We start from the raw sequence: 13,798 nt of genomic DNA on the forward strand, positions 1-13,798 counted from the left end.
TATAAGGTTCCGGCAATGAGCCGGAACTTTATACGGAGCCGCGGGCACACGACCACCCTTCACATAGCAAGACCCGACCCCTCACCGTTGCACCGCTTGTTTCGGGTGTCCAGAGGGCTGCGCCCTCTGGGGCCCTCCCTTGGAAGGGAGGGTTTGGGAGGGATCGAAAAGCCTTTAAAAGGTTTGGATTAGTAAATTTGAGAGGATGAATACTATTGGCGAGCGATAACATTGTCATTAAAGGCGCACGAGCGCATAACCTGAAAAATATCGACATTACCATCCCGCGTGACCGCTTTGTTGTATTGACCGGTCTGAGTGGCTCAGGCAAGTCCTCGCTGGCTTTTGACACGATCTATGCCGAAGGACAGCGGCGTTATGTAGAATCATTGTCAGCTTACGCACGGCAGTTTCTGGGACAGATGGAGAAACCGGATGTGGATTCCATCGAAGGATTATCTCCTGCGATTTCAATAGATCAGAAAACAACAAGCCGTAACCCGCGTTCCACAGTAGGAACCGTGACCGAAATCTATGATTATCTGCGTCTGTTATTTGCACGTGTGGGCCATCCACATTGTCCGGACCATGGCGTGGAGATCAGTTCCCAGACTGTGGAACAAATGGTTGACCGCATTATGCAATATCCAGAGCGTACCCGGTTGCAGATTTTGGCACCCATTATCTCGGGTCGTAAGGGTGAGCACAAGAGTGTGTTTGCTGATGTGTCCAAGCAGGGCTTTGTCCGTGTACGGGTGAACGGGGAACTTCGTGACCTGTCAGAAGATATTCAATTGGAGAAAAATAAAAAGCATACGATTGAAGTCGTTGTTGACCGGATCGTTGTTAAGGATGATGTACAGGCGCGTCTGGCCGACTCTATTGAAACAGCACTTAATTTGTCCGGTGGACAACTCCTGGTGGACATTATGGGTGAAGAAGAGCTGCGATTCAGTTCCAACTTTGCCTGCCCGGTGTGTGGATTCAGTATTGAAGAGCTTGCACCACGGATGTTCTCATTTAACAGTCCTTTTGGCGCTTGCCCGGATTGTGATGGGTTAGGTGTCAAAATGATCGTCGACCCTGATCTGCTCGTACCGGATCGGACTAAGACCATCGAAGATGGAGCTTTTGATGCTTGGACAGGTGGCACATCTACCTATTATCCGCAGTTCCTGAAGTCAGTATGTGAACACTTCAACATTCCGCAAAATGTACCTGTCGAAGATCTGCCAGCTGAGCAGATGAACAAGTTGTTGCAGGGTACAGGTACGGAGAAAATCCGTTTCCGCTATGAGAATGATTTTGGACAACGGAAGGAAGCACTGGTTACCTTTGAAGGTATCGTGAATAACCTGGAGCGTCGTTATCGTGACACAGCATCTGAAGGTATCCGTGAATTTATTGAAGGTTACATGAGTGCGAAGCCTTGTGGTACATGTAAAGGTCAGCGTCTGAAACGCGAGAGTCTTGCGGTTACGATTAATGATCACAACATGGCCTATGTGACTAGTTTGTCCATTGGTGAAGCTGGCCGATTCTTCGATACATTGGAATTGACGGAGAAGGAGCAGACGATTGCCAAACTGATTTTGAAAGAAATCAACAGCCGTCTCGGCTTCTTGGTGAATGTTGGTCTGGATTACCTTACACTGAGTCGTGCTGCCGGAACATTGTCTGGTGGGGAAGCCCAGCGGATCAGACTGGCCACACAGATTGGTTCCAGCCTGATGGGTGTGCTGTATATTCTCGATGAGCCAAGTATTGGCTTGCATCAACGGGATAATGACCGTCTGATCTCAACACTTGCGCATATGCGAGACATTGGTAACACCTTGATCGTGGTTGAACATGATGAAGATACGATGATGGCTGCCGACTATATTATTGATATTGGCCCAGGTGCAGGTATCCACGGAGGTACCATCATGTCACAGGGTACACCGGAAGAGATCATGAACGATGAGAACTCCTTAACCGGTCAATATCTGAGTGGACGCAAGTTCATTCCGATTCGTACAGAACGTAGAAGTGTGGGAGACCGTTGGTTGGAAGTACGTGGAGCCAAAGAAAATAACCTGAAGAATCTGAACGTGAAGATTCCAGTGGGCGTATTTACTGCGGTAACGGGCGTGTCCGGATCAGGTAAATCCACATTGATTAATGAGATCCTCTACAAAACGCTGGCTCGTGATCTGAACCGTGCTCGGGTTCGTCCGGGTCAACATAAAGAGATTCGTGGTTTGGAGCATATCGATAAAGTTATCGATATTGACCAATCACCGATCGGACGGACACCACGTTCCAACCCTGCTACGTATACAGGAGTCTTTGATGATATCCGGGATCTGTTTGCTCAGACGAACGAAGCCAAAGTACGTGGATACAAGAAAGGCCGGTTCAGCTTTAATATCAAAGGTGGACGTTGTGAAGCCTGCCGTGGAGACGGCATTATCAAAATCGAGATGCACTTCTTACCGGACGTTTATGTCCCTTGTGAAGTCTGCAAAGGCAAACGATACAACCGGGAAACGCTTGAAGTGAAATATAAAAACAGAAATATTTCCGATGTGCTGGAAATGACGGTTGAAGATGCAACCCAATTCTTCGAGAACATTCCGAAAATCCATCGTAAAATGCAGACGCTGATGGATGTGGGTCTGGGTTATATCAATCTGGGACAACCTGCAACCACATTGTCTGGTGGTGAAGCCCAGCGTGTGAAGCTTGCTTCCGAGCTGTATCGCCGCAGTACGGGGAAAACCATCTACATCCTCGATGAGCCGACTACGGGTTTGCATGTCGATGATATCGACCGTTTGCTGAACGTATTGCACCGTCTGGTTGATTCCGGGGAATCGGTGTTGGTGATTGAGCATAACCTGGATGTGATCAAAACGGCAGACTATGTTGTTGACCTGGGTCCGGAAGGTGGTAGCGGTGGAGGAACCATTGTTGCAACTGGAACACCTGAGGATATCATCAAAGTGGAAGCTTCCTATACCGGCAAGTACTTGAAGCCGGTTCTGGAGCGGGATACCGAGCGGAGCAAGGCACTACAATTAGTAGACTAAGGCCCTCTAACCAGTAGTTATATCAATATGAAGTGGCAGTAGTGGCCCTTCTTTTCGAAAAGGTTGAGACGTTGGATTACGATCTGATGTGCTCTGCTTCCGAGAAGAAGGGCTTTTCATTATGAATTATGCACAGTGTTTCCGTCGGACTAAGGTTATTTCGTGAAAGTGTTTACATATGCATGATGACGAGCATTACAGGAATATTCAGCCAAATTGGCTTTTTTTCATTTTTATGGATGATAGGGCTTGCATTACAAGCAGGGTACAGATAACATAGAGGAAGATATTAGGGTATGCGTTAGCTGTTCAACTATGGTAAGGAGGTCTGTCTATCCATGCTGTTTGCAGAAGCTGCCACGGCGAGTACATCGAATTTTAATGCATTTGATATTTTTGTCATCTTATTTACGATCCTGATTTTCATCGGAGTTGTTCGGCTTCTTCGGGCACCGAAGAAGAATCTGTTTGCGATCGGATTTGCAGTAGTCAGCCTACTGGTATTTCTGATGACAGACTATGCGATGATAACGGGTTGGTTTGCTCAGTAGGAATGCCATGGAAGTGAATGGAATTTAAGCCAAAAGAGGTACAGACGAACACTCTCCAGAGAGACATGGAGGGTGTTTTTTTCATTTATACTGAAACGATTGAACAAGATTCTACCTTCTCTACTAAAATAGGACTTAAAACAATTGTATATCCAGATTCTGTATGATACATTGAGGGATACCGGAATTGCAGATGAGAGAAAGAGAGAATAGATTCAGCGATGAATCCGATGTCGAGTCGCGCAAGAAGGATGTATAGAGAGGGTCAGGTGAGAATATGAGCGTGTTGGGTAAAAAGGGGATAGCCATACTGATGGCTGCTGTACTCTCGATTAGTGTAGCGGCAACGGCCGGTGCAGCTGAATCCAAAGCGGCGATGCAAGCGAAAGTGGTAGACGGTCAAGTCTATGTGAACACCAAGGATCTGCTCAAGGCAGTTGGTGGAAGTGGACAATATGATGCCAAATCCGGAACGTACACGTACAAGGGAAGTGAAGCCATTCCCAAAGTGATCGAAAAGGTATCTCCTTCGGTCGTAGGCATTATTGGGAAATCTACCGAAGTGCAGGACGGTGCAACATCAGACGACCGTTATAATCTTGCACATGGTACAGGTGTCATTATCCGGTCCAACGGATGGATCGTAACGAATGCACATGTGGTCGACGGATTAACGAATCCGGTTGTCGTAACGACGGATGGCAATACATACAAAATTACGAAAACATACAGTGATGCACTAAGTGATCTGGCTCTAATCAAAATCAATGCCAAATCACTCAAACCAGCGAGCTTTGTCAAAGCTTCACAAACCACTGTTGGAGAAACGGTGATTGCCTTGGGTACGCCGATTTCCTTTTCTTTGCGCAACTCGGCAACGGTAGGGGTAATTAGCGGCTTGAATCGTGGTGTTGAGGCGACCTATCGGTTGATTCAGACCGACACGGCCATTAACCCAGGAAATAGCGGAGGACCGCTGGTCAACCTGAAGGGTGAAGTGGTTGGTATCAACTCGATGAAATTCTCTGCGGTAGGCGTAGAGAGTTTGGGATTTTCGATTCCAGTGGATACCGTTCAATATATCATCGATCAGTTTTTTCAATATGGCAAAATAAAACGTGCAAGTCTGGGACTACAGCTGGAAGAAAGCTGGTCTGCGATTGTGGGCCTGCCTACAGATGATCCCTTAACGATTACGGGCGTACTGTCTCCTGAAGCAATGAAAGCCAAAATCAAAGAGGGCGATGTCCTTTACAGTGTCGCGGGCAAACGTGTCTCTTCAGTAGTGGATATCAATGAGTTGCTCAAAAAGTATCTGCCTGGGCAAAAGGTAAAGCTGTTGATGCAATCGGATGGCGATATCGTCACCCGCACGTTGGTGCTTGCTGATCGCGCAGACATCGTAGACGAGGAAGATGAAGCGTTCCTCGCAGATGAAGAACAATAAAGCCCGGCGATCAGCCTGGATGGAGAGAGGACGAAAGAACGGAATGAAAAAGTCATGGATACGTGTGCTAAGCACAGGTGTATTAACCGGGATGCTGACCATTGGCGCGGCATTACCTGTATGGGCATCTGATTTGACGACAAGTGAACTACAGCTCAAAGCGGGCAGCACGAGCGCTTATATTAACGGCGATAAGCAGGCGATAGCCAAACCTTACAAGTTCAAGGGTGTAACAATGGTGCCTGTAGGTGTGTTCAAGAAAGCATTTGGCAGTGAAATCCGGCTGGAGAAAAATGATGTCGTCAAAATCAAGGAAGGTCCGCACACGGTCACCCTAACGATTGGCAGTTCAATTGCCTGGGTGGATGGTGTGAAACATGAGATGGGTGTTGCTCCCAAGATGGTGAATGGCGTACTTATGGTTCCACTTCGTCCGGTTGCTGCCGGTATCGGAGCGACGCTAGCTCCAACCAGCTCCGGAGAAATAGTCATTCGTCTGTTGCAAACCGATGATTCGGTGGATGACGAGGATGGCATTCATCCGGATGAAGGCAAAACCAGAATTGGCAACAGTTTTTACGGTTGGTCCATTAACTACCCGGCAGACCTTATGGTTTTCCAGACCGGTGAGCAGGAGCGCATGATGACTTTTGGCGCTGCCGACAACAGTTATTATCTTGAAGTGTATGTCAGCGATCAGGATGTGGCTCTGGATGCAGATGATTTGTTGCAGCAACTCGTCCAGGAGGCCAAACAATCGGGAGATACGGTGCTGGATCGTGAAGCGGTGTCGAAAGGCAAAACGCCTTATGCACGGATTATCGTGAAAGATGTAGACGGCATGTTATGGGAGATGCGTCAGTATCTGAGCGAAGGTCGTCAATATGATGTGTACCTCGCGGATTACGAAGCCCTGAATTATAAAGATCTGGGCAAACGTGTAGCGCTGCTCAATTCATTCCAGCCAACCTATGCGGAAGCGGATCGAACGATCAAGGATCTGTCCACCGTAGATAATGGCATGCGCTCCGCGTGGAATGATGACTATGGTATTGAATTAAAGATTCCTGCCGGCTGGTCGATCGACAACAATCAGATGATCTATGAAGCCAAGGATGGTGCATATCTGCAATGGCGTGTCACTTCGGCGAAGGCAGGTACAACGGTAAAAGACTGGAGCGGCCAACTGGATAAGTGGATGCGCGAGACATTTACACCAGAGAGTTACGAGCCAATTGGCTCATATACGATGGATATCTCGGGAGAGACTGCCGAGGTGAATGAATTCCGTTATAACTTTGGCGGGGGCTGGCAGACCGAGTTCGATGTTCTTTTGCAGAAGAATGGGTATCGGTATTATGCAGAGTATACGTTCCCTGAGGAGCAGGTTGCAGATCGGGCATGGTTTGAACGGATCATGAAAAGTGTGGAGATTGATTTTGATACGGTTGCCGATAATTTCGGTCAGCTGGATGAAGATCCTTATTTGACAGACAAAACGAAGACACTTACACGTACGTCCAAACGTTATCATTATAGTGTAGATATTCCGCGTTACTGGACACCTTACAGTGATCGATTCGAATATTCACCTGTGGTGTACACCTTCACGGGCGGAGAATTCTCCATTGCGGCGAGCGAAGACAAGTCGATCGAGATGACGGTCAGTCAACTGAGAGAAGCTTATGCCGAAGCCACCAAAACCCGTAAGAACTTCAAGTTGCTTGGCAGTGAGGAGCTAACGTTTGCGGGTGTGCCTGCATTTTCCTTTACGTATCATGAACTGGACAAAGGCGTGCCATATGCGGGTCGCCAGATCGTGTTTGAAAAGGACGGAACAACCTATACGATCACAAGTGGTCTGAATGATGCCAACAAGACAGAAGTTCAGGCGGCTGCTTTGGAAAAAGCAGTGAACTCATTTACTTTTATTAAATAAAATTGTAGTTAAGCCGGAGGGTCAGACGACCTTCCGGCTTGTTTGTTTTCTGTATAAGATAAATTAAATATTTACCACTGGTACGAAGAGTGCAGAACCGATCTGAAGAAGCGAAGCTACAAGCTTTCTGAAGGAAAGCTGCATCGGAAGCATAGGCTACGCTTTATCGAGCGATCGGAAGATGGTACTGCAATCGAAGTGTCTAGTGTAAATCTTAATGGAAATGAAAATGGTAAACGGTTTTTTCAGGAAAACGTAGAAGAGTCGGTGCAGAAGTGGTACACTATACTAGTTCAGGAGTTATGACTGCTGATCTGATGAATATAAATGACTGTAAGCTTGGAGTTCAGGCAATACAGACATAATAGATAGATATTGTAATACCGTGACAATGTAGGTGTACCCGATAAGGTGCAGTTTTAAGCTTGGTATGTTCAGGCGCTTAAGGATATAGGGATGAAATCCGGCGGATAGCCGGTTATGGGGAGGATCTACATGAAAACAGCAACAATACGAAGAGAAGACGTTGAACTTCTGGCACCTGCTGGTGACTGGGATTGTATGCGTTCGGCGGTAGCCAATGGCGCAGATGCAATTTTCTTCGGAGTCGAAAAGTTTAATGCACGGGCACGGGCAAACAATTTCCGCATGGACGAGCTGCCGGAGATTATGGCGTTTTTGCACAGTTATGGCGTAAAAGGTTTTTTGACCTTTAATATATTGATTTTTGAAAATGAATTGACGGATGCCAAAGAACTGATTGATGCATGTGTCGATGCAGGTGTGGATGCTGTAATTGTTCAGGATTTGGGTTTGGTGAAGATGATCCGCGAGATCTCGCCGGATTTCCCGATTCACGGTTCAACACAGATGACAATTACGTCACCGGAAGCGGTCGAGTTTACGAAGCCGTTTGATATGGAACGTGTCGTTCTGGGACGGGAGAACAACCTGAAGCAAATCCAGAAGATCGGGGAGCAGGCGAAGCTTCCAATGGAAGTATTTGTTCACGGTGCGTTGTGTGTATCCTACTCGGGGCAATGTCTGACTTCCGAAATGTGGGGAGGACGTTCGGCGAACCGCGGGGAGTGCGCACAAGCTTGTCGTCTTCCATATGACCTGATGGTGGATGGAGTGCACAAGCCGATGGGTGATGTAGCCTATCTGTTGTCTCCGAAGGATCTGGCAGCGATTGATCTGATGCCGGAACTGATCGAAGCAGGAGTGACTTCTTTCAAAATTGAAGGACGTCTCAAAACGCCGGAATACGTAGCAAACGTAGTAAGCAAATATCGTAAAGCGATTGACCGTTATTTTGATGGAGATAACACACCGCCAAGCAAGGAAGAAGTTCGCGAATTGCAGCAAAGCTTCTCTCGTGGCTTCACGCATGGTTTCCTGTGCGGTACAAACAACAAAGAACTAGTGGATGGAACATTCCCGAAAAGCCGTGGTGTCTACCTTGGTCGTGTGGATCAAGTGTTGCGCGATGGTGTGGTCCTGAAGCTGGATGCACCCGTGAAACGTGGAGACGGAATTGTATTTGACGCCGGAGACCCGACTCAGAAGGAAGAGGGCGGACGTGTATACGATGTACGTCGCAAAGGCGTAAAACTCGAAGGCGAAGCCGAAGAGGGTTGGATCGTTGATGTCGTGCCAGGCCGCAGTGATGTGGATCTGCGACGCGTGAAAGTTGGCGACAAAGTGTGGAAAACGAATGACCCGGCGCTGGACAAACGTCTGCGTCAAAGCTTCGAAACCGAGAAGCCGTACCGTGTATTCCCGGTGAAGGTGAAGGTCATCGGTAGCCCGGGGCAGCCGCTTAGCACGTGGTGGACTGACGTGCAGAAAGGCACAACCGTCCGCATTGATTCTGAGATGGAACTGGACATCGCCCAGAAGCGTCCAATGACGCATGAATTGCTCGAAGAGCAGTTCGGACGTCTGGGAGGCACCGTGTTCCAGTTGGAAGGAATGGACGTCAACCTGCACTGTGACGTCATCATCCCGATGCGCGAGTTGAATAACATTCGCCGTCAGGCAGTAGAACAACTTGCGGGCGAGCGTCCTAAACCACCCGTCTACGTGAAACGGGCGGTAGATGTGTACGGTGATTCGGTTAAACCGGCATCGCCAGTCGCTCGCGGTCAAGCAGAGCTGACCGCGCTCTGCCGCAGTCTGCCACAAGTGGAGGCAGCGATTGCAGCGGGTATCGGCATGATCTATGCCGACTTCGAGTTTATCAAACAGTTCCCGGCAGCCGTGGAAGCCGTGCATGCCGCTGGTCGCAAGATCGCGCTGGCAACGCCGCGTATTCACATGCCTGGGGAGAACGGATATCATAACAACATCCTGCGTCTGAAGCCAGATGCGGTATTGGTACGTAATACAGGTGCACTGTACTTCTACCTGCGCCACCGGATGGAAAACCCGGATGCGAAGCACCCTGAACTGATCGGCGACTTCTCATTGAATATCGCCAATCACAAAGCAGTTGAATTGTTCCTGGAAGCAGGCTGTGACTGGATTACGCCATCCTATGACCTGAACATTCAACAAATGGTTGATTTGCTGGGCCACTCCCGTACAAGTCAGACGGAAGTGGTTATCCATCAGCATCTGCCGATGTTCCACACCGAGCACTGTGTATACTGTACGTTCATGAGTGAAGGAACAGACTTTACGAACTGTGGACGTCCTTGTGAGGAACAGCGTGCATCATTGCAAGACCGGATCGGTATGTCTCACCCGGTACGTGTGGATGAAGGCTGTCGTAATACGGTATACAATGCAGTGGAGCAGTCAGGTGCCGAGTATCTGACGAACTTTATGGATCTGGGTGTATCCCGTTACCGTGTGGAATTCCTGGAAGAGACACCGGAGCAGGTACGCGAGGTTATTGATCTGTACAACCGTGCACTGCGCGGCGAGATCAGTGGTACACAAGTGTGGAAAACTCTAAAGGCAACGAACCAACTGGGCGTTACACGTGGTCAATTGGTGAAATAAACAGCAACCCCAAACTCTGCTTTAAGGAGCTCTTGGGGTTTTTTTACATCATGGGCACAGGAGGCGAAGAAGCGTGGCGCCATTCACAATCATGGATATCAAATTGCTGTGCGGAGTCACGGCATTCAAGCGTGGAGAAGATTATAACCAGTCTGGCCGGGTGACCAATCTGGTGGTCAGTGAGGATCAGCTTCATTATGAAGCACAGGTACGTGGAACGGAGCGCTACCAGGTGACGGTGGATGTGGATGGAGCGGGAGAGATCGTGGCAGGCTGCAGTTGTCCGGGTGACGGTAGACATTATGACCATTGCAAACATGTGGCTGCCGTCCTGTTGGCTATTCACGAATGGGGTGAGCAGCAGGAGCGTAATGCAGCTATTGCTTTGGGGAAGCCCTCTCCGTCTTCTACAGGCCAAGGAACCAATCCCAGTTCTAGCACAGGTTCCAAGTCAAGGGTCGGAACGCTGGTCGAAGAGAGCATGTGGGAGCGACCACAGTCTCCTTCACAACCAGAGCACTTCAATGATGCACCAGAACATCTACCCGTTCACTTTGCCCAGGCAGGTCGCCCAAGCTCAGCTTCGGGTTGGGGCCGCTCGGCAGATAAACCTTCATATCGTACTGCGGATCAGATTCTGTCCATGTTTGCCAAGGATCGGAGACCGCTGCATGGAAATGACCGAAAATACACTGCCCCTGTTAGCCGATCCTCTCTTCGGGAGGAGTTACAGGTTCAGTTTATATGCAAGCTGACACAGGTTCACAAGGGTGGTGGGAAACTCGCTCTTGAATTGAAAGTGGGTAACAAACGTCTGTATGTGGTGCAGAAAGTGAAGCAATTTCTCAACTGCATCGAAAAGGGCGAGCCAATGTCATTTACCAAGCTGTTCCACTATGATCCATTAATGCATGTTTTCACTCCGCAGGATCAGGCTATTCTCTCGATGCTTATTCGAATGAGACAGAGTGAGGAGGCCTATCGCCAATCCATCTCCGGTTATCTGGGAGCTTCGGATGGACGGGATATATTGATTGCTCCGCTCGTATGGAAGCCATTGCTGGAATTGCTGCTACAGGCTGACAGCCGGATGGAGGGCACGGGATTCGCCAATGGACCACTCACACTGGGTGAGGGGGTACTTCCTTTATTTTACCGGATTGCCCAGGGAGCGAATGAAGGATATCAGCTTGAAATTTCGGGACTGCGTGAGCTGATTCTTCTTCCTGCTTATGATGCCGCTGTGGTGGAAGGGCAGTTGCACATGTTGGAGCCGATGCAGATGCGAAGTCTGGAGGACTTGAGTGGGGCGCTCACATCGTATGGGATCAAGGAAAGCATTGATATTTCGACCCAGCAGGTGGATGAGTTTGTACAGCATGTCGTGCCAGAATTGCGTACGCTCGGCCATCTGTCCATCGATTCACAGGTACGTGAACAGATCGCGGAACCGGAACTTTCACCGAAGTTGTACATCGACTTCTATCGTGAACGTATTACAGCGCGTCTGGAATTCGACTATGAGGTCATGGTTATTAATCCGCTGGCAGAGTACTTGATAGATGAAGAAGAGAAAAAGGTTATTTTGGTGCGTGATCGGTACAAGGAGCGGAATCTGATTGAACGGCTCGATCGATCCTTTCTCGAAAGAGATGGTAGTGTCTGGGCGAGTGAACGGGAAGATGCGATCTATGATGTCATGTATCATCTGTTGCCTGAGCTTGAGAAACAGGTAGACATCTACATGCCCAACGCTGTGAAGGCGATGGTGCAATCCTATCCCACACCGCCGAAAGTACGAGCAGATTTGGGAAGGGGTTTGGACTGGCTGGAGATTTCATTCGAGATGGAAGGTGTGGACGAACAGGAACTTCAGGAACTCATGCGCCGCATTGTGGAAAAGAAACCATATTTCCGTCTCAAGAGCGGTGTCTTTCTCTCACTTGAAAATGAAGGTGCAGACAGTTTCGCTCATATGGCCGATTCACTGGGACTTGGAGCAGATGACATCAAGAGCAGCCATATCCGGCTGCCAGCTGTTCGGGCGTTACAGTTACCGAGCAGGGATGAAGTCTCCGGTCATGTGAAGTGGGGAGGTTCTCTGAAACGTTTCCTCGACGATCTCCGAGATCCTGAACGGATGGATTTTGCATTACCAAAAGCATTGACCCCCATCCTGCGGGATTATCAGAACAGCGGATACCAGTGGCTGCGTACTCTCGCTTATTATCGTTTTGGCGGCATTCTGGCGGATGATATGGGACTTGGCAAAACGTTGCAAAGTATCGCCTATATCACAGCAGTGCTTCAAGAGAAACCTGAGTACGACCATACGGGCGGTGATAACTACCGGGAGAGCGGATCATTATGGGGCGGTACAACGGAGGCTACTGCCGGCATCGACCCCGAAACGGGTCTCCCATTGGATAAGATGGCCTCAGAGAATACGGACGGCCTATGGTCCACGCTGCAGCAGGATGGACTGACGATCCGAACGAGGGTCATTCATCCTCCGGTACTTGTCGTGGCGCCTGCCTCGCTAACCTATAACTGGGCTAATGAGTTTGCGCGGTTCGCCCCGCATCTGAAAGTCCTGATCGCTGCCGGTCAGAAAGAAGAACGAGCCAGCATGCTTTCAGGCATGGATGAGGCAGATGTGATTGTGACGTCTTATCCTCTGTTACGCCGGGATCTGGACACCTACCTGGGCCGAACCTTCCATACGCTCATTCTGGATGAGGCTCAGGCAATCAAGAATGCTTCCTCCCAGACCGCGCAGGCAGTGAAACAAATTCAGGCCCCGCGTCGTTTTGCACTCACAGGAACGCCTGTAGAGAACTCGCTGGATGAATTGTGGTCCATTTTTGAAGCCGTATTCCCTGGGCTGTTTCCAAGTTACAGAAGATTCCGTGACCTTTCTCCGGAACGGATCTCGCGGATGGTGCGTCCGTTTATTCTGCGCCGCCTGAAGAAGGATGTGCTGGAAGAATTGCCTGATCGAATTGAAACGGTACAGCGGTCAGAGCTTACGGTTGAACAGAAGAAACTGTACGCCGCATACCTTTCCCAGCTTCAGGATGAAGCATCGAAGGACATGGAGGATAACGGATTCCAGAAGAACCGTATCAAAATTCTGGCTGGCATCACCCGTTTGCGTCAGTTGTGTTGTCATCCGGCCCTCTTTGTCGAAGGATATCAAGGCGATTCCGGGAAAATGGAACAGTTGCTTGAAACGGTCGAGGATTGTTTGGCTGCAGGCAAACGAATTCTCATCTTCTCCCAATTTGCGAGCATGTTGAACCTGATTCGTCAGACCCTTGCGGCAAAGGGAAGAAACCTGTTTTACCTCGATGGTCAGACCCCTGCACAGAGCCGGGTCGAGATGTGCCACAGATTTAACGAAGGTGAAGCTGAACTGTTCTTAATCTCCCTGAAAGCTGGCGGGACCGGACTAAATTTAACGGGGGCAGATACCGTTATATTATATGATCTATGGTGGAATCCCGCGGTGGAAGAACAGGCGATTGGCCGTGCCCATCGTATGGGACAGAAACAAGTGGTGCAAGTCATCCGCTTAGTTACCGAAGGTACGATCGAAGAGAAGATTTTGGAACTCCAGCAGCGGAAGAAGGATTTGATTGCCGAAGTGATCGAACCGGGAGATGGCGGGTCGACGACCTTATCCGAACAGGATATCCGCGAATTGTTGATGGTATAATGGAGTCCAAGCATCGTAGCAATAAGAATCATTAAATATATGAAAATATGTTTCTAGCAA

At 49.0% G+C, this 13,798-nt stretch carries 6 protein-coding genes; all 6 read left to right on the top strand.

Translation table 11 applies throughout. From position 1 onward, the window contains the following. The first annotated feature begins 215 nt into the window (after nt 1-215). The 6 genes from uvrA (at nt 216) to QF049_RS26555 (ending at nt 13,738) form a co-directional block, all read left to right on the top strand. Nucleotides 216-3,074 (top strand): excinuclease ABC subunit UvrA, encoded by a 2,859-nt coding sequence (gene uvrA / locus QF049_RS26530; RefSeq protein WP_091036448.1) that lies wholly within the window; start codon nt 216-218, stop codon nt 3,072-3,074. A 338-nt stretch (nt 3,075-3,412) separates the two neighbouring features. Then, entirely contained in the window at nt 3,413-3,625 is a 213-nt protein-coding gene (locus QF049_RS26535) for a hypothetical protein (protein ID WP_017692026.1), read from the top strand. Between the two features lie 277 nt (nt 3,626-3,902). Continuing rightward, on the top strand, nt 3,903-5,072 hold the full coding sequence (locus QF049_RS26540) for a S1C family serine protease (protein ID WP_307541845.1): 1,170 nt from the start codon (nt 3,903-3,905) through the stop codon (nt 5,070-5,072). Next, nucleotides 5,059-7,011, top strand: coding sequence for a stalk domain-containing protein (locus tag QF049_RS26545; RefSeq protein WP_307541847.1), 1,953 nt, complete (start codon nt 5,059-5,061; stop codon nt 7,009-7,011). Before QF049_RS26540 ends, QF049_RS26545 begins: the two co-directional genes overlap by 14 nt. Before the next feature lie 495 nt (nt 7,012-7,506). Continuing rightward, entirely contained in the window at nt 7,507-10,020 is a 2,514-nt protein-coding gene (locus QF049_RS26550; RefSeq protein ID WP_307541849.1) for a U32 family peptidase, read from the top strand. A gap of 73 nt (nt 10,021-10,093) precedes the next feature. Next, complete coding sequence (locus QF049_RS26555) at nt 10,094-13,738, top strand: DEAD/DEAH box helicase (protein WP_307541851.1); 3,645 nt, start codon at nt 10,094-10,096, stop codon at nt 13,736-13,738. The last annotated feature ends 60 nt before the right edge of the window (nt 13,739-13,798 follow it).

It is taken from the genome of Paenibacillus sp. W4I10 (genome assembly GCF_030816325.1).
In the GTDB taxonomy this organism is placed as follows: Bacteria; Bacillota; Bacilli; order Paenibacillales; family Paenibacillaceae; genus Paenibacillus; species Paenibacillus amylolyticus_B.